Annotated in this window: 11 protein-coding genes; 7 read left to right on the top strand and 4 right to left on the bottom strand. The window is 70.8% G+C overall.

The features are described from left to right. The 5 genes from ACXJKB_RS01515 to ACXJKB_RS01535 are packed head-to-tail and all read left to right on the top strand — an operon-like array spanning position 1 to position 6,287. Positions 1–486, top strand: a complete 486-nt coding sequence (locus tag ACXJKB_RS01515) for a cupin domain-containing protein (RefSeq protein WP_457184733.1) — start codon at positions 1–3, stop codon at positions 484–486. After that, on the top strand, positions 483–1,403 hold the full coding sequence (locus tag ACXJKB_RS01520; protein WP_457184734.1) for an acyl-CoA thioesterase: 921 nt from the start codon (positions 483–485) through the stop codon (positions 1,401–1,403). The genes ACXJKB_RS01515 and ACXJKB_RS01520 overlap by 4 nt, the downstream gene beginning before the upstream one ends. Next, positions 1,400–3,058 carry an AMP-binding protein gene (locus ACXJKB_RS01525; protein WP_457184735.1) on the top strand — a complete coding sequence of 553 codons (1,659 nt, stop codon included), beginning with the start codon at positions 1,400–1,402 and terminating at the stop codon, positions 3,056–3,058. Before ACXJKB_RS01520 ends, ACXJKB_RS01525 begins: the two co-directional genes overlap by 4 nt. After that, positions 3,055–5,442, top strand: a complete 2,388-nt coding sequence (locus ACXJKB_RS01530) for a bifunctional salicylyl-CoA 5-hydroxylase/oxidoreductase (RefSeq protein WP_457184736.1) — start codon at positions 3,055–3,057, stop codon at positions 5,440–5,442. Before ACXJKB_RS01525 ends, ACXJKB_RS01530 begins: the two co-directional genes overlap by 4 nt. Then, positions 5,439–6,287, top strand: coding sequence for a PaaX family transcriptional regulator (locus ACXJKB_RS01535; protein WP_457184737.1), 849 nt, complete (start codon positions 5,439–5,441; stop codon positions 6,285–6,287). The genes ACXJKB_RS01530 and ACXJKB_RS01535 overlap by 4 nt, the downstream gene beginning before the upstream one ends. A 6-nt stretch (positions 6,288–6,293) precedes the next feature. On the opposite strand, the gene ACXJKB_RS01540 is transcribed toward ACXJKB_RS01535, so the two are convergent. Continuing rightward, complete coding sequence (locus ACXJKB_RS01540) at positions 6,294–7,535, bottom strand: MFS transporter (RefSeq protein WP_457184738.1); 1,242 nt, start codon at positions 7,533–7,535, stop codon at positions 6,294–6,296. A gap of 143 nt (positions 7,536–7,678) precedes the next feature. Between ACXJKB_RS01540 and ACXJKB_RS01545 the strand changes: the two genes are divergently transcribed. Then, the gene (locus ACXJKB_RS01545; protein WP_457184739.1) at positions 7,679–8,992 is read left to right on the top strand and encodes an FAD-binding protein; all 1,314 of its coding nucleotides are present in this window, start codon (positions 7,679–7,681) and stop codon (positions 8,990–8,992) included. A 52-nt stretch (positions 8,993–9,044) separates the two neighbouring features. Here the strand turns inward: ACXJKB_RS01545 and ACXJKB_RS01550 are convergent, their stop codons facing one another. Next, a complete protein-coding gene (locus ACXJKB_RS01550) occupies positions 9,045–11,000 on the bottom strand; it encodes an MFS transporter (protein WP_457184740.1) in 1,956 nt (651 codons plus the stop codon). Between the two features lie 120 nt (positions 11,001–11,120). Then, positions 11,121–11,399 carry a hypothetical protein gene (locus ACXJKB_RS01555; RefSeq protein ID WP_300046447.1) on the bottom strand — a complete coding sequence of 93 codons (279 nt, stop codon included), beginning with the start codon at positions 11,397–11,399 and terminating at the stop codon, positions 11,121–11,123. A gap of 298 nt (positions 11,400–11,697) precedes the next feature. On the opposite strand from ACXJKB_RS01555, the gene ACXJKB_RS01560 reads away from it, so the two are divergent. Next, positions 11,698–17,187, top strand: coding sequence for an ATP-binding protein (locus ACXJKB_RS01560; RefSeq protein WP_457184742.1), 5,490 nt, complete (start codon positions 11,698–11,700; stop codon positions 17,185–17,187). Between the two features lie 112 nt (positions 17,188–17,299). Here ACXJKB_RS01560 and ychF read toward each other — a convergent pair whose 3' ends face one another. After that, entirely contained in the window at positions 17,300–18,376 is a 1,077-nt protein-coding gene (gene ychF, locus ACXJKB_RS01565) for a redox-regulated ATPase YchF (RefSeq protein ID WP_457184744.1), read from the bottom strand. Between the last annotated feature and the right edge of the window lie 42 nt (positions 18,377–18,418).

Consider the following 18,418-nt stretch of genomic DNA (forward strand, 5'->3'; position numbering starts at 1 on the left):
ATGGACCCGAACCTCGACAACTACGTCCTCGAGGGCGACCCCTCGATGTACGCCGACGAGTCGGGGCTCGTCGCCCCGTTCGTCACCCGGGCCGGGCAGGAGCCCGACCTCACCGGGCAGAGCGAGGGCGCGACCCGCGTCAGCGGCGTCAGCATCCAGCACACACCGGCGACCCGGCTGTGGTTCGGACAGGTGCGCAACCTCGCCGGCTACCGCTCGGTCCCCCACCACCACGGTGAGGCCGAGACCGGCGGCTTCGTGCTGTCCGGACGTGCCCGCATCTACTTCGGCGAGAAGTTCGAGGACTACCTCGACATGTCCGAGGGCGACTGGGTGTTCGTGCCGCCCTTCATGCCGCACGTCGAGTGCAACCTGGACCGCAACAACCCGCTCACGTGGATGACCGCCCGGACGCCCGAGAACATCGTGGTCAACCTGCCGCAGGTCGACGACGCCGACCTGCGCGACTGGGCGGACCGACCGTGACCGCCGCGTCCACGCCGTCGCCGACCTCGCAGACCTTCACCGACGCGGTCGCGCTGACCGAGTGCGACGCCGAGGTCTTCGACCGCGCGTTCACCGCGACCACGCAGCCGTGCCCGTGGCCCAAGGCCTACGGCGGCGACATGGTCGCCCAGGCGCTCGTCGCCGCCGCGCTCACCGTGTCCGACGGCAAGACGATGCACTCCATGCACTCCTACTTCATGCGACCCGTCGACATCGGCGCCGAGGTCCGCTACGAGGTCGAGGTGCTGCGGGACGGCCGCGGCTACAGCACCCGTCAGGTGCGCGGCTTCCAGAACGGCAAGGCGGTCTACGTCTGCCTCGCGAGCTTCGCGGCCGGCGAGCCGAGCGGCACCTTCCAGGCCACGGCCCCCGCCGACGTGCCCGGACCCGACGACCTGCCGACGTCCGCCGACTACCTCGAGGACCGCACCGGCGGCACCATGACCGACACGTCGAAGGCGTACTGGTCCGGCGGCCGCAGCTTCGACATGCGCCACGTCCCCGGACCGGTCTACCTCACCGTCGAGGGAGAGCAGTCCCCCCAGCAGGCGGTCTGGGTGAAGCCGTACGACGACCTGCGTCCGGTCGACGGGCTCACCGATGCGCAGCGCGACACCGCCGCCCTCGCCTACGTCTGCGACTACACGATCCTCGAGCCGACCCTGCGGGTCCTCGGGCTCGCGTGGGCGGACGAGGGCCTCGTCACCGCGAGCCTCGACCACGCCATGTGGTTCCACCGCCCGGTGGTGATGGACGACTGGCTGCTCTACGCGCAGGAGGCCATCTCTGTGGAGGACGGGCGCGGCGCCGCCGTCGGCCGCTTCTTCACCACGGACGGCACGCTCGTCGCGACCGTTGTCCAGGAGGGCATGCTGCGCGCCGGGGGTTCCCGGTGACCGCCGCGTCGCTGAGCCCGTCGGGGTACGCCGACACCTTCGCGCGCGACCACCTGCCGCCGGCCGACCAGTGGCCGACCCTGGAGTTCACCACCGAGTGGCTGCAGTACCCCGAGCGGCTCAACGCCGGCACCGAGCTCCTCGACGCGGTCATCGCCGAGCACGGACCCGATCGGCCGGCCCTGCGCACCCCTGACGGCGAGGTGTGGACCTACGGCGAGCTGTCGACCCGCGCCAACCAGGTCGCGCACGTCCTCGTCGACGACCTCGGCCTGGTCAGCGGCAACCGGGTGCTGCTCCGCTCGCCCAACAACCCGTGGACCGTCGCGGCCTGGCTCGGCGTCCTCAAGGCCGGCGGGATCGTCGTGACCACGATGGCGGCGCTGCGCGCGACCGAGCTGACCCCGATCGTCCAGAAGACGCGACCCGCGGTCGCCCTGGTCGACCACCGCCACGTCGAGGACGTGCAGGCGGTGCGCGACAGCGTCGCGCCGGACCTGGTCGTCGTCCCCTACGGCGGCGACAGCGCGGACGACCTCGCCCGTCGCGTCGAGGGTCACGCAGGCGAGTTCACCGCCTCCGACACGGCCGCCGACGACGTCGCCCTCTTCGGGCCCACGTCCGGCACCACGGGCGTCCCGAAGATCACGACCCACTTCCACCGCGACGTGCTCTCGATCGACAACACCTTCGGCCGCGCGCTGCTCGAGCTCACGCCCGACGACGTGGTCGCCTGCACGGCACCGCTCGCCTTCACCTTCGGCCTCGGCATGCTCGTCGTCTTCCCGCTCCGCGCCGGCGCCTGTGCCCTCCTCACCGAGTCGGCCACACCGGCCAAGCTCGCCGACCTCGTCGCCGAGCACGGCGTCACCGTGCTGGCCACCGCGCCGACGGCGTACAAGCAGATGCTTGCCTCCGACCACCTCCAGCAGCTGTCCGGCCTCCGGGTCGCGGTGTCGGCCGGCGAGCACATGGCGCAGGCGACGTGGGAGCAGATCGAGGAGCAGCTCGGGCTGAAGGTGGTCGACGGCATCGGCGCGACCGAGATGCTGCACATCTTCATCTCCGCCGCCGGTGACGACATCCGTCCCGGCGCCACCGGCAGGCCCGTTCCCGGCTACCGCGCCGCGATCCTCGACGCGGACGGCAACGAGCTCGGCGACGGCCAGGAGGGCCGGCTCGGCGTCATCGGGCCCGTCGGGTGCCGCTACCTCGACGACCAGCGCCAACGTGGCTACGTCGTCAACGGGTGGAACGTCACCGGCGACACCTTCGTCCGTGACGCCGACGGCTACTACTTCTACCGCTCGCGCACCGACAACATGATCGTCTCGTCGGGCTACAACATCGGTGGCCCCGAGGTGGAGGAGGCGCTCGGAACGCACCCCGACGTCCTCGAGGTCGGCGTCGTCGCGGCGCCGGACGAGGTCCGCGGCTCCATCGTCTGCGCCTTCGTCGTGCTGCGCGAGGGCGTCGAGGGCGACACCACCAAGGTCAAGGAGCTCCAGGACCACGTGAAGGGTCGGCTCGCCCCGTACAAGTACCCCCGCGCCGTGCGCTTCGTCGAGGCGATGCCACGCAACACCAGCGGGAAGATGCAGCACTTCAAGCTGCGCCAGATGATCGAGTCCGAAGGACCGGAGGGGTCGGCATGAAGATCGCGATCGCGGGCGGCGGGCCGGGAGGGCTCTACTTCGCCACCTTGATGAAGTCGCTCGACCCGTCCCACGACATCACCGTCTGGGAGCGCAACGCCCCGGACGACACCTTCGGCTTCGGCGTGGTGTTCTCCGACGAGACCCTCGGGAGCATCGAGGGTGCCGACCGCGTCGTGCACGAGCGGATGGAGAAGCGCTTCGCCCGCTGGACCGACATCGACGTCGCGGTCACCGACCGGGCCGGCGACACGCAGTCCTTCACCGTCGGCGGTCAGGGCTTCGCCGCGATGTCGCGCAAGGAGCTGCTGCAGATCCTGCAGGAGCGGGTGGCCGAGCTCGGCGTGACCGTCCACTACAGCACCGACGTGCCCGACCCCGACGAGCTGCGGTCGTCGTACGACCTCGTGCTCGCCTCCGACGGCCTCAACTCCCAGATCCGCACCAAGTACGCCGACCGGTTCGGCCCGAGCCTGGACCGGCGGCACAACAAGTACATCTGGTTCGGCACCGACCTGGTGTTCGAGGCGTTCCAGTTCTTCGTCAAGCAGACGGAGTGGGGCACCATGCAGATCCACGGCTACCCGTTCTCGGAGTCGGGGTCGACCTTCATCGTGGAGATGCACGAGGACGTCTGGCGCCGCGCCGGCCTCGACCGCACCGAGGCGGAGAGCTTCGCTCCCGGCGTCTCGGACGAGTACGCCGTCCAGCGCGTCGCGGAGATCTTCGCCGACGAGCTCCAGGGCCACGAGATCCTCACCAACAACTCCAAGTGGCTGAACTTCCACACCGTGCGCAACGAGAGCTGGCACGACGGCAACGTGGTGCTGCTCGGCGACGCCGCGCACACCGCCCACTTCTCCATCGGCTCCGGCACCAAGCTCGCCATGGAGGACGCCCTCGCACTGGCCGCCTGCCTGCACGAGCACCCGACGCTGGAGGCGGCGCTCGAGGCGTACCAGACCGAGCGCAAGCCGGTCGTGGAGTCGACGCAACGCGCCGCGCAGGCCTCGCTGGAGTGGTTCGAGAACATCGGGATGTACGCCGACCAGGCGCCCGCGCAGTTCGTCCTCAACCTCCTGACCCGGTCGCGCCGGATCACCTTCGAGAACCTCCGGGAGCGCGACGCGGAGTTCGCGGCGCGGATGGAGGCGGAGTTCGCCCGCAGCCAGGACGGCGAGGACGGCGCCCCGGCGATGTTCCAGCCGGTGCGCATCGGCGAGCTCGAGCTCAAGAACCGCGTGATCCTCTCCCCGATGGACATGTACTGCGCCACCGACGGGGTGCCCGACGAGTTCCACCTCGTCCACCTGGGGTCGAAGGCCCTGGGCGGCGCGGGCCTCGTGATGACGGAGATGACGTGCGTGTCGCCCGAGGGCCGGATCACGCTCGGATGCCCGGGGCTGTGGAACGACGAGCAGCGCGACGCGTGGAGGAAGGTCGCCGACTTCGTCCACGACAGGACGACCGCGCGCATCGGCATGCAGCTCGGACACTCCGGACGCAAGGGCTCGACCAAGCTCATGTGGGAGGGCATGGACGAGCCGCTCGCGGAAGGCAACTGGGAAGTGCTCGGACCCTCTCCGCTCCCCTACGGCGACGACTGCCACGTGCCCCGCGAGGCCACCCGCGCCGACCTGGACGCGGTCGTCGCGGACTTCGTCGCCTCCGCCGAGCGAGCAGTCGACGCGGGCTTCGACCTGATCGAGCTGCACGCCGCGCACGGCTACCTGCTGAGCTCCTTCATCTCCCCCGTCTCCAACCGGCGGACCGATGACTACGGGGGCTCCCTGGACAACCGGCTGCGCTTCCCGCTCGAGGTGTTCGACGCCGTGCGCGCGGCCGTGCCGGCGCACGTCCCGGTCACCGTGCGCATCTCGGCCACCGACTGGATGCCCGACGGCAACACCGAGGAGGACGCCGTCGAGATCGCGCGCGCCTTCGTCGAGCACGGCGCGGCGGCCATCGACGTCTCGTCGGGCCAGGTCAGCAAGGACGAGAAGCCGGCGTTCGGGCGGTCCTACCAGACCCCCTTCGCCGACAAGATCCGCCACCGCGTCGCCGCGCCCGCCGGGGTGAAGGTGATCGCCGTCGGCGCCATCTCCAGCTACGACGACGTCAACTCCATCCTGCTCGCCGGGCGGGCCGACCTCTGCGCGCTGGGCCGGTCCCACCTGTACGACCCCAACTGGACGCTGCACGCCGCCGCGGAGCAGGAGTACGTCGGTCCGGGTGCGGACTGGCCGGACATGTGGGCCGCCGGACGACGGCGCCCGCCCACCTCGCGGACCGACAAGGTCCCGCCGCGGCTCCAGCTGCTGCGTGAGGGGGCGGCCGACCAGGTCCACGTCCGCTGGACGCCCGAGGGCACGGTGCGCACGTGACGGTCGGGAGTCCCGCCGTCCCGCCGCCGCAGCCAGCGAGCCGCCAGTCCCGCTCCACGGTGGTGACGTTCCTCGGAGCCGTCGTGCGGCCACTGGGGTCGTGGATGCCGATCGCCGGCACCGTCGACCTGCTCACGCAGGCCGGCCTCGACGCACCGTCGGTGCGCACCGCCGTGCACCGGCTCAAGGGCAACGGCTGGCTGCAGTCCGAGGCACGGGAAGGCGCCCGGGGCTACGCCCTCACGACCACAGCGCTCGAGACGCTGGCCGCCGGCGACGAGGTCATCTGGCACGCCCGGACGCCGGCCGACGTCACCGACGGCTGGTGCATCGTCCACTTCGGCGTGCCGGAGTCGATGAGGGCCAAGCGGCACCAGCTCCGGGCCCACCTGTCGTCCCTCGGCTTCGGCAACGTCGGCACCGCGCTGTGGATCGCCCCGGCCCGGATGCGGACCGCCGCCGAGCGAGCGGTCACCGAGCTCGGGCTGGAGGCCCACACCGCCATCTTCGTCGGTGAGTACCGCGGGACGCAGGACCTCACCGGGCTGCTCTACGGCAGCTGGGACCTGACGGCCATCGACGACGGCTATCGCGACTTCGTGGCCGTCCACGGTCCCGCGGCCGACCGTGCGGAGCACGACCGACCAGATCCCGCGCGCGCCTTCACGACGTACCTCTCCGTGCTCGACCAGTGGCGCAGGCTGCCCTTCCGGGATCCCGGGCTACCGGCGGAGGTGCTGGCCCCCGAGTGGCACGGACCGCAGGCGACCGAGGTCTTCGAGCGGCTGGTCGTGGCGCTGGAGGAGCCGGCGCTCAGGCACGCGCGGGCGCACTGGCCCTCCTGAACGACCTCACTCGTGGATCTGGTCCGATGGACGCTCCACGGCATCGGCCCTGGTCACATGGGTCGCGGGGGCGGACGGCCGGCGCAGGGCGAGCGGCAGCGTTGCCACCGCGATCGCGCCGGCGACCAGGAAGGCGGTCGCGAACGACGTGAGCTGGGCGATCACCCCGACGGCCACCGAGCCCAGCGCCGTACCCGCGTCGAAGCCGACGTTCCACACCGCGCTCGCCAGGTTGTGGTGCCGGCGCGAGACGGCGGAGAAGGACACCAGGAGCGTGAGGTTCTGCAGACCGCCGTAGCAGAGACCGATCAGGAGCATGGCGAGCAGGAACGAGCCGACGCGGACACCGTCGGAGCCCGCGACGGACCACGCCACGAGCGCCATCCCCACTCCCGTGAGCGGGACCAGGGGCACGAGGAAACGTCGCGGGCCGTGGCGGTCCGCGAGCGCACCGACACGCCATCGGCTGAGCGCGGCCGACAGCCCCATCAGGAGCAGACCCCCGGCCGCGACCGTCGGGCTGTCGACCATCTGCGGCGTGAACGTGATGACCGCACCGCCCGCCAACGTGACCGCCAGCAACAGCAGCATCGGCGGCAGCAACCGTCGGTAGGCGGCGGACTCCGGGTCGCGCGGGTCGGGCGACGCCGCCGCACCGGGATGCAGGTCCGGCGCACGGAGCCGGAGGGCCGTGGCAAGACGGAGTGCGGCCGGGATCCCGGCCAGGGGCAGCGCGCTCAAGGTGAACGCCACCCAGTAGCCGAGGCTCTCGGCGATCCACGGTCCGGCGGGCAGGAGGACGAGGTTCGGCCCCGCGACGGCGAGCCCGTACGCGCCGATGGCCTCCCCCCGGCGCTCCGCGACGACCAGGGCCGCGACCGCAGCACTGCCGGTGACCGTGAGGACACCGAACCCGATCCCTCGGACCGCCGAGAGCGCGAGGATCACCCCCAGGTCGTCGCTGAGCGACAGCAGGACGCCGGGCGCCCCGAGGAGCGTCAGTCCGACGGCGAGCACCGGTCCCCACCCGAAGCGCCGGAGGGCGCGCGGGACGAGCAGCTGGGTCAGCACCGTGAACAGCAGGAGGACGCCGTTCACGAGCCCGGAGCCGGCGGTCGTCGCCCCACCTTCGACCGCCCACAGTGGCGCCACCGTGAGCAGCAGCGCGTATCCCGAGAACCCCGCACACGTCATCGCCACCAGCGGCGCCATGCCTGGCTGACGCCAGATCGGCCCCCGCGCGTCCACGGCCGGCAGTGTAACGACGGGTGATTCCCTGGTGCGCCGGCGAGGACTCGATCGCGTCCTCGTCGAGGCTGGTGAGGTCTCGGGCCTGTCGCTGAGCACGTTCGGGCGCGTTGTACATTCCGACGCATCCACGAGGAGGCCCCATGCCAGGACCACAGCTCGACCCGAGCGACGCGACCGATGGGGCCGACTCCGGAGGTCCCGGGACCAACTGGGCCGGCAACCACGCCTACACGGCGGGGCGCTACGTCCGAGCGCGCTCGGTCGAGGAGGCCCAGGAGGTCGTCCGTTCGTCCCCCCACGTGCGCCTGCTCGGCACCCGTCACTCCTTCAACGCCCTGTGCGACACCGATGGGACCCTGCTGGACCTCACCGGCCTCGCCGTCGAGCCCGTCCTCGACCTCGGACGAGGACGGGTCCGGGTTGCCGGTGGTACGCCGTACAGCGACGTTGCGGTGCACCTGCAGGCACACGGCCGTGCGCTGGCCAACATGGGCTCGCTCCCCCACATCTCCGTGGCCGGAGCCACGTCGACCGGCACGCACGGGTCGGGCGCGGGCAACCGCATCCTCGGTGCGGGCGTCAGCCGCCTCGAGCTGATCGGGGCAGACGGCGAGCTGCGCGCGATCTCCCGCGGCGAGCCGGACTTCGATGGCTCCGTCGTCGCGCTGGGCGCCCTCGGGGCCGTCGTGTCGCTCGACCTGGACGTCGAGCCGACGTACGACGTGCGCCAGGACCTCTATGCGCACCTGCGCTGGAGCGAGGTGGTCGAGCAGATCGACGAGGTCCTGGGATCGGCCTACAGCGTCAGCGTCTTCGGCCGGTGGAACGACGCGGACCCGACCGAGGTGCTGGTCAAGTCCCGAGCCACCGACGACCGTGAGCCCGCCGGCTGGATCGGCGGGACCGAGGCCGTCCCGGCCGCCACCGCGTCGCTCACCCTCGGCGCGGGCGACCACCTCACCGTGCGCGGCACCCCCGGGCCGTGGTCGGAGCGTCTGCCCCACTTCCGGGGCGACCGGCAGCCCAGCTTCGGCGAGGAGATCCAGTCGGAGTGGTTCGTCGCCGCCGCCGACGCTGCTGCTGCCCTGCGCGCCGTGACGGACCTGGCGGCCGCGACCGGCGGGGAGCTGGCCGCCCTGCTCATCGTGAGCGAGATTCGCGCCATCCGGGCAGACGACCTCTGGCTCTCACCTGCCGAGGGCCGCGAGACCGTCGCCCTGCACTTCACCTGGAAGCGAGAGCCGGAGGCCGTGCTCGCCATGGTCCGGCGCGTCGAGGATGCCCTCGCCCCGTTCGCCGCCCGGCCGCACTGGGGCAAGGTCTACGACCGCGTCGAACCTGCCCACCACTCCCGGTTGACCGAGTTCCGAGCGCTGGCCGAGCGGGTGGACCCAGCCGGCAAGTTCCGCAATCCCTTGGTGGACCGGGTGCTGGGGCTGGGAGCCGGCGCCTAGACCCGTTCGCTGGGGTGCGCGGTGGCCAAGGAACGGAGTGCGACTTCCGGGCTCAGTTGGCCAGTTGCTCCGCTGCGACCGGGATGTCGATGTCGATGACCTCGGACTCGATGGTCAACGACACCTTCCGGGCCTGGGCACGGCCGGTGCGGGCGTCGTACGCGGTGAACACGTAGCGACCGGTGGGCGGCAGCTGGAAGGCGTAGCGGCCGCTCTCGTCGCAGTGGGTCGAACCGACCTGGGTGCCCATCGCCTCACTGAGCGCGACCAACGCGCCCGCGACGGGACGACCGTCGCTGGTGACCACGCCGGACACGGTCAGCTCGTGCGAGAGCGTGATGTCCTGCTCGACCGCGCCGCCGGCGAAGTCGAACACCGTGGCCTCCGGCGCCCAGCCGACGGCGTTGGCGATCACCACGTAGGCGCCCGGGCCGGGCAGCACCACCGAGTACCGACCCGTGTTGTCGGCCCGGCTCCAGTCCAGCTGCTTGCCGTGCACGTCCAGCACGGACACCAGGATCAGTCCGCGGGCGCTGTCGTCGGGGCGGGCCAGTCGGACCTGCCCACAGACCACGGCCTCCTGCTTCTCCTCGCCCTGGGCTCGGACGAGCTCCCGCTCGCGTTGGGTACGAAGGTCCGTCGGGACCAGGGCGGCCAGCGCAACGCAGATCCCTGCCGCCACGGCGCCGAGCACCAGCACGATCTGGAAGGCCTGTTCCGAGGCGAAGAACACGCCGCCGACCTCGATCGTGTAGGCGGCCATGATCGCGGCGACCAGGGTGCTCGCAAGGGATGTGCCGATCGATCGGACCAGGGAGTTGAGACCGTTGGCCGAGGCAGTCTCGGTGATCGGGACCGAGGACATGATGAGCGTCGGCATCGCGGCGAAGGCCAGGGCCGTGCCGATCCCGACCAGGGTCGAGCCAACCACGATCGCGGCCACCGAGTCGGCGTAGAAGACGCGGCCGACGTAGGTGAGGGCCATCAGCGCCGCACCGACGAGCAGCACCGCGCGACCTCCCCAACGGGTCAGCGACCACCCGGAGATGGGTGACATCGCCACCATCGCGAGCCCGGACGGCACCATCGCGAGTCCAGCGGCCGTCACTCCGAGACCGAATCCGGCGCCAGTGGCGGTGGGCTGTTGAAGCACCTGCACGGTGACCAACATGTTCACGAACATCGCCATGCCGGCGAAGATCGAGGCGAGATTGGTCATGAGCACCGGCCGCTGGGCACTGGTGCGGAGATCGACCATCGGTTGGTTGACGCGCAGCTCCAGTGGCACCCAGAGGACGAGCAGCAGGAGCGAGGACACGAGCAGGCCGACCACCAACGGCTCGCCCCATCCCCAGGCACTGCCCTTCGAGATCGGCAGGAGGAGACAGACCAGGGCCGCGGACAGCACCAGCGCTCCCAGGACGTCGAAGCGGCCGGGCGTGCGCACCGGTGACTCCTCGACCACGACCAGCAAGGCGACGACGAGCACGACACCCGTCACGGCGCCGAACCAGAAGATCGAGTGCCAGCCGAGCCAGTCGCTCAGCACCCCCGCCAGCGGGAGCCCGAGGGCGGAGCCGATGCCCATCGTCGCGCTCATCAACGCAACTGCGGTGCCGATGCGCTCAGGCGGGAGCTTGTCCCGCAAGATGCTGATGCCGACCGCGATGAGTGCTGCGCCGAAGCCCTGGAGCGCCCTCCCCACGATCATCGTCAGGAAGGAGACCTCCAGCGCGCAGATCACCGAACCGAGGATCATCGCCCCCAGCGAGACCAGCAGCATCCGCCGCTTGCCGTACATGTCGGCCATGCGAGCGATGATCGGGGTGCCCACTGCGGCGGTCAGCAGGGTGGCGGTGACCAGCCAGGAGGAGTCCGAGGCCGAGATGTCCAGCAGGTCCGGGAACTCCGGCAGGAGCGGGATCACCAAGGTGAACTGCAGCGCCGAGACCATGCCGCACAGGGACAGGACGAGGATGGTCGCCCAGGCAGGGGCAGTGCGTTGCATCAGACTCCTTGGATCAACGGGAGGACGAACCTCGACCTCGCACGTGAGTATCGCGGGACGGCAAGACCGCCCACGCAGGGCGATGTCCGCCTCGAGGCGGTGCGGATCGGAACTGGTCGCTCAGGCGGAGCGCAGTGCAGCCACGCTCTTGACGAGACGACGCAGCGGCGTGTCGCGCTGAACGCTGAGGCGGCCACCGTCCTGCGTCAGACCGAAGTGGGACAGCAGATCCGGGCGCCCCTCTCGCTCGGCCATCAGCAAGATCGCGTCCCGGTCGTAGGAGTCAGCGAGCTCGGCAGCGAGGGCCAGGTCGTCCGCCGTGACAGCGGCGTTGATGGACTCGACGTAGTGGGCGTAGAGGGCGTTGAGCTCGTCGGTGAGGCGGGTCTGGTTCGTCATGGACAACCCCTTGGAGTCGCGATGTGGCCTGGCGGTGACCTCCAGTCTGAGGCAGGGATTGGATCGATCCAATACCGCGACGCCATGACCTTGGGCACGCCCTCTGGCTGCCAGCCACATGTGGCCGCCGGTGCAAAGGCGCCCACGCGGTGGGCATGTGGCCGACGCCGTTGTCTTCAGCAGTAGCCTCACGGGGGTGACATCCTCGTACCAAGGATCCCCGCGTCAACGGTCGGATGATTCAGTCCGCCCGCGGAACTTCAGTCGAGTGGCGATCGTGAATCGCGGCGAGGCCGCGATGAGGTTGATCCACGCAGTCCGCGACGTGAACGCTGAGGGCACTGGGGAACCGATCACCTCGATCGCGCTCTACACCGATGAGGAGCGTACGGCCATGTTCGGCCGGGAGGCCGACGAGGCCTTTCCGCTGGGCCCTGCATCGGCACGCCCCTACATCGACCTCGCCGCCCTGGAACGAGTGCTGGTCGAGTGCGCCGCGGACGCGGTGTGGGTGGGATGGGGGTTCGTCGCAGAGGACCCGGCGTTCGCGGATCTGTGTGCGCGCCTCGGCGTGACCTTCATCGGTCCCAGTGCCGACGCGATGCGCAAGCTGGGCGACAAGATCGGCTCCAAGCTCCTCGCAGAAGAGGTCGGCGTGCCCGTCGCGCCGTGGAGTGGAGGCGCCGTCGACACGCTGGAGGCAGCGCTGGAGGCCGCCGAACGCGTCGGCTACCCGCTCATGCTCAAGGCCACCGCCGGCGGTGGAGGGCGGGGCATCCGCAAGGTCGACTCGCCCGAAGAGCTCGCGGATGCCTACCAGCGCACCCGCGACGAGGCCGAGCGCGCCTTCGGCAGCGGCGTGGTCTTCCTCGAGCGCCTCGTGACCGGGGCACGGCACGTCGAGGTCCAGGTGATCGCAGACGGCCACGGCACGGCGTGGGCGGTCGGTGTCCGCGACTGCACGGTGCAGCGCCGCAATCAGAAGGTGATCGAAGAGTCGGCGTCGCCGCTTCTCGACGCGAGCCAGGCCGACGAGCTCAAGGCCTCTGCCGAGCGGTTGGCTCTCGCCGTGGGGTACGTCGGCGCCGGCACGGTCGAATTCCTCTACCACCCGGGCGAGCGGACCTTCGCGTTCCTCGAGGTCAACACCCGGCTCCAGGTCGAGCACCCCATCACCGAGATGACCACCGACCTCGACCTGGTCAAGGCGCAGCTCCACGTGGCGGCAGGTGGCCGTCTGGAGGGGCAGAAGCCGCTCGAGAGAGGGCACGCCATCGAGGCGCGCCTCAACGCTGAGGACCCCGACCGCGACTTCGCTCCGTCACCGGGCCGGATCGCGATGCTGGAGCTGCCGTCGGGTCCCGGCATCCGGGTCGACACGGGGGTCGGCGAGGGTGACATGATCCCGGCCGACTTCGACTCGATGATCGCCAAGATCATCGCCTTCGGCCGCACCCGCGACGAGGCGCTCGGGCGGCTGCGTCGGGCGATGGCCGAGACCACCGTGGTGATCGAGGGCGGCGCGACCAACAAGAGCTTCATCCTGGATCTCCTGGCACAGTCCGAGGTGGTCGACGGCAAGGCAGGCTGGGCCGACACCAGCTGGATCGACCGGGTCCGCGCCGAGGGACGGTTGGTCGCGCACGAGCACGCCGGCATCGCCGTCGTGGCGGCGGGCATCGAGGCATACGAGGACGAGGCGCAGGTCGAGATCACCCGGTTGCTCGAGAGTGCCCGCGGCGGCCGTCCCCAGGTGCAGCACAAGGTGGGCCGGGCCGTCGACTTCAAGCTGCGCGGGACGGCGTACAAGGTCACCGTGCTACAGATCGGCCGCCAGCGGTTCCGGGTCGGCATCGAGGCAGCCGGGGCCGAGCACGATGTGGTCGCCGACGTCGAACGGCTGGACGAGTTCCGCACCAGGATGACCGTCGGTGGCGAGCTCTACCGACTCGTGACCGCGACACACGGGCCCGTGCACCTGGTTGAGGTCAACGGGGTGGCGCACCGGGTCACTCGTGACGAGGGAGGCGTGCTGCGCTCACCCGCCCCTGCGCTCGTCGTCGCGTCACCCGTGGCGGTCGGCGACGTAGTCGCGGCCGGCGCACCGGTGCTGGTGCTCGAGAGCATGAAGATGGAGACGGCTGTGCGAGCGCCGTTCCCGGCCAGGGTCCGGGAGCTGCTCGTCACGACGGGTAGCCAGGTCGAGACCGGGGCCCCGCTCGTACGCCTCGAGCCGGTCGACGACGGTGCCGACGCCGAGCAGGCCGCCCCCGAGGAGACCGCCCCGGCGCTGGACCTGCCGACCGCCGCTGTGGCGGCCTCCCCGCGGGAACGTGCCACACACGCCCGGATGGACGTCGCCTCGATCCTGATGGGCTATGACGTCGACCCCAGCGACGAGGGCGCCCACATCCACGAGTACCTCGCCGCGCGCGACGAGCTCGCCGCCGCCGGCGGTGACGTGGTGCGCGACGAGATCGAGCTCCTCGGGATGTTCGCCGACCTGGCCGAGCTCAGTCGCAACCGACCGGCGGGCGAGGACCTCCACACCGAGCTTCGCGTGCACAGCTCCAGGGAGCACTTCCACGTCTTCCTCCAGAGCCTGGACGTCGAACGTGGCGGCCTGCCCGACCAGTTCCGCAGCCGGTTGGCGCGCGTGCTCGCCCATTACGGCGTGAGCGACACCGACCGCACCCGGCAGCTCGAGGAGGCCGTGTTCCGGATCTTCCTCGCACAGCAGCGCTCGGCCCCCGACCTCCTGCTGGCGACCGAGGTGCTGCAGCGCTGGATCGCCGCACCGCCACCGAGTGCCGAGCTCGCCGCGCTCGCTCGCAACCTCCTCGAGCGCCTGGTCAGGTCCACCCAGCTGCGGTTCCCCGTCGTTGGCGACCTGGCACGCAGCACCCGCTTCCGGTGGTTCGACCAGCCGCTGGTCGACGCCGAGCGCTCCAGCGTGCTGGCCGGCGTACGCGACGAGGTCGCTGCGCTCGCCGATGATGACGACGCCCCGGACCGCGCCGAACGGATGGACGCGCTGGCGAAGATCCCCGAGCAGATCGTCCGCTTCCTCGCCGAGCGGCTCGAGGGCGGCGTGTCGGAGCGCGAGCCGATGCTCGAGGTGCTCGTACGACGCCACTACCGCGAGCACGACCTCCACGACCTGCGCGCGGTGTCACGCGCCGACCGCACCTTCGCGGTGGCCGACTACACGCTCGACGACCGCCCCACCCGGGTGGTCTCCACGGTCGGCGCCATGGCGGAGCTCTCCCGTCCGGACGGCGCGATGGTCGCCGCCCTCGGCGATGAGATCGCCTCCCGTCCGGACCGACACGAGGTGGTGGTGGACCTCTACATCCACTGGCCGGCGTGCCCGGAGTCGCCCGAGGCCGCCGCCGCTGATCTCGCCCGCACTGTCGGAGCCCTGCCGTTCGCCCCGGACGTACGCCGGATCGCGGTGGCCGTCTGCCCGGGCGGGGACCGCCCGGTCAACTACTTCACCTACCGTCCGCACGCGGATGGGGGCGTCGTCGAGGACGACCTGGTCCGCGGCGTGCACCCGATGGTCGGTCGACGCCTCGACCTCTGGCGGCTGCGCGACTTCCACGTCACCCGCATCGAGGCGCCCGAGGATGTTCTCCTCTACGAGTGCGTCGCACGTGAGAACTCCGCCGACCGGAGGCTCGTCGCTCTGGCCCAGGTCCGTCAGCTCGCCGTGGTCCGCGACGAGGACGGCAGGGTCACGGGCCTGCCCCACGCGGAGCGGGCGGTGGAGAACTGCCTCGAGGCGATCCGCCGGGTCCGTGCGTCGCGCGGTGCGGCCGGGAGCAAGCTCGACACCAACCACGTGTGGGTGCAGGTCTGGCCGGTGGTGGAGGCGGAACTGGACCAGATCACCACGCTGCAGGGCAAGATCACCCCGCTGACCGACGGCGCGGGCATCGAGGAAGTGCTCGCGACGGGTCGCGTGACCGGACCCGACGGCACCCCCTCCCCCATCGCGATCCGGTTCCACTCCCGACCCGGCGCCGGCGTCACGGCCTCCATCGAGGCGCCGCCGACCGAGCGGCTCAAGCCGCTCGACGAGTACGCCGCCAACGTCGCCCGGGCCCGCCGCCGCGGCTTGGTCTACCCCTACGAGCTGACGGGTGTGCTGGCCGGTCCGGACGGGACCCTCGTCGAGCACGACCTCGACGACACCGGCGCGCTCGTGCCCGTCGAGCGCGCACCCGGGCTCAACAAGGCCGGGATCCTGGTCGCCCTGGTGACGACGCCGACCGAGCTGCACCCGGAGGGCGTCACCCGGGTCGTGCTCTGCGGAGATCCGACCAAGGCGCTCGGCGCGGTGTCGGAGCCGGAGTGCTCGCGGATCATCGCGGCGATCGACCTCGCCGAGCGGATGCGGGTGCCGCTGGAGTGGTACGCCCTGTCGGCGGGCGCCCGCATCTCCATGGAATCCGGCACGGAGAACATGGACTGGGTTGCGGCCGCGCTCAAGCGGATCATCGAGTTCACCCAGGACGGCGGCGAGATCAACGTCGTGGTGGCGGGCATCAACGTCGGAGCGCAGCCGTACTGGAACGCCGAGGCCACGATGCTGATGCACACCAAGGGCATCCTGGTGATGACGCCGGACAGTGCGATGGTGTTGACCGGAAAGCAGTCGCTCGACTTCTCCGGCGGCGTGTCCGCGGAGGACAACTTCGGCATCGGTGGCTACGACCGGGTGATGGGCCCCAACGGGCAGGCCCAGTACTGGGCGCCCAACCTGGCCGGGGCCTTCGGAGTGCTGATGGCGCACTATGAGCACACCTACGTCGTGCCCGGCGAGTCCAGGCCGCGGCAGGCGGCGACCACGGACCCGGCGGACCGCGACGTCTCCGACTACCCGCACGTGTCCCCCGACAGCGACTTCACCACCGTCGGCGAGATCTTCTCCGCGACCTCCAACCCGGACCGCAAGAAGGCCTTCGACATCCGCACGGTGATGCGGGCCCTGGCCGATCAGGACCACCCGACGCTGGAGCGCTGGGCCGGCATGGCCGATGCAGACACCGCCGTGGTCCAGGATGCCCACCTCGGCGGCCACCCCGTGTGCCTGCTCGGGATCGAGTCGAGGCCGATCCCCCGCGGCGGGTTCCCGCCCACCGACGGTCCGGACATCTACACCGCCGGCACCCTGTTCCCACGCTCGTCGAAGAAGGCGGCGCGGGCGATCAACGCGGCGAACGACAACCGTCCCCTCGTCGTGCTGGCGAACCTGTCGGGCTTCGACGGATCGCCGGACTCGATGCGCAACCTGCAGCTCGAGTACGGCGCGGAGATCGGCCGCGCGATCGTGAACTTCGACGGTCCGATCGTCTTCTGCGTCATCTCGCGCTACCACGGTGGCGCGTTCGTGGTGTTCTCCAAGGCCCTGAACTCGAACATGACCGTGCTCGCCCTGGAGGGGTCGTACGCCTCGGTCATCGGTGGTGCCCCCGCAGCGGCCGTGGTGTTCGCCGGCGAGGTCGAGAAGCGCACGTCGGCCGACCCGCGCGTGCGCGACGTCGAGGCCGCCATCGCCGACGCCTCGGGACCGGACCGGAGCCGCCTCGTCGTCGAGCTTGCCGACCTGAGGGCGGCGGTGCGGCCGGAGAAGATCGGTGAGGTGGCCGCCGAGTTCGACGGCGTCCACGACATCCACCGGGCCGTGCGCGTGGGCTCGGTGGATGAGGTGATCACAGTGGCGCAGCTTCGCCCGCGGGTGATCGACGCGATCAGGCGGGGGCTCGACTCGTCACCCTCGTGATCACGAGCTGACGACGCCGAGCTCAGTGTTGCTCGCGGCGTCCTTGAAGCTCATGCGGACTCTGTGCGGACCCAGAGGGCAAACGCCCGTCTGACCTGCACCAACGCGTCGTTCAGACGTTGAAGCGGAACTCCACCACGTCGCCGTCGGCCATGACGTAGTCCTTGCCCTCCATGCGCACCTTGCCGGCCTCGCGGGCCTTGAGCATGGAGCCGGCCTCCATCAGGTCGTCGAAGGAGACGATCTCGGCCTTGATGAAGCCCTTCTGGAAGTCGGTGTGGATGACACCGGCGGCCTCGGGGGCGGTGGCGCCCTTCCGGATCGTCCAGGCCCGCGTCTCCTTGGGGCCGGCGGTCAGGTAGGTCTGCAGGCCGAGGGTGTCGAAGCCGACGCGTGCGAGCTGGTCGAGGCCGGACTCGGTGATGCCCATCTCGGCGAGCATCTCGTGAGCCATCTCGTCGTCGTCCATCTCGGCCAGGTCGGCCTCGAACTTCGCGTCGAGGAAGATCGCCTCGGCGGGCGCGATGATCTCGCGCATCTTGTCCTTGAGCGCCTCGTCGGCGAGCTCGTCGGCGTCGCAGTTGAAGACGTAGATGAACGGCTTGGCCGTCAGCAGCGACAGCTCGCGCAGCAGCGAGCGGTCGATGTCGGTGGCGATGATCGGGGTGCCGGACTCGAGCGCCTCCTTGGCGGCCCTGGCGGCCTCGAGGTTCGCGACGAGGTCCTTGACCTTGCGCGACTCCTTCTCGAGCCGGGCGATCGCCTTCTCGACCGTCTCGAGGTCGGCGAAGATCAGCTCGGTCTGGATGGTGGAGATGTCGTTGGCGGGGTTGACCTCGCCGTCGACGTGGGTGACGTCCTCGTCGCGGAAGACGCGGGTGACCTGGCAGATCGCGGCCGACTCGCGGATGTGGGCGAGGAACTTGTTGCCCAGGCCCTCCCCCTGCGAGGCGCCGCGCACGATGCCGGCGATGTCGACGAACTCCACCGTGGCGGGCAGCAGCTTGGCCGACTCGAAGACCTCGGCCAGCCGGGGCAGCCGCTCGTCGGGGACGCCCACGACGCCGACGTTGGGCTCGATGGTGGCGAACGGGTAGTTCGCCGCGAGGACATCGTTCTTGGTCAGTGCGTTGAAGAGCGTCGACTTGCCCGCGTTGGGGAGACCGACGATGCCGATGGTGAGAGCCACGGGCCGGGAGTCTACGGCTGCGCGCTGCACGCGAGCGATTCG

The organism is Nocardioides sp. P5_E3 (assembly GCF_054049275.1).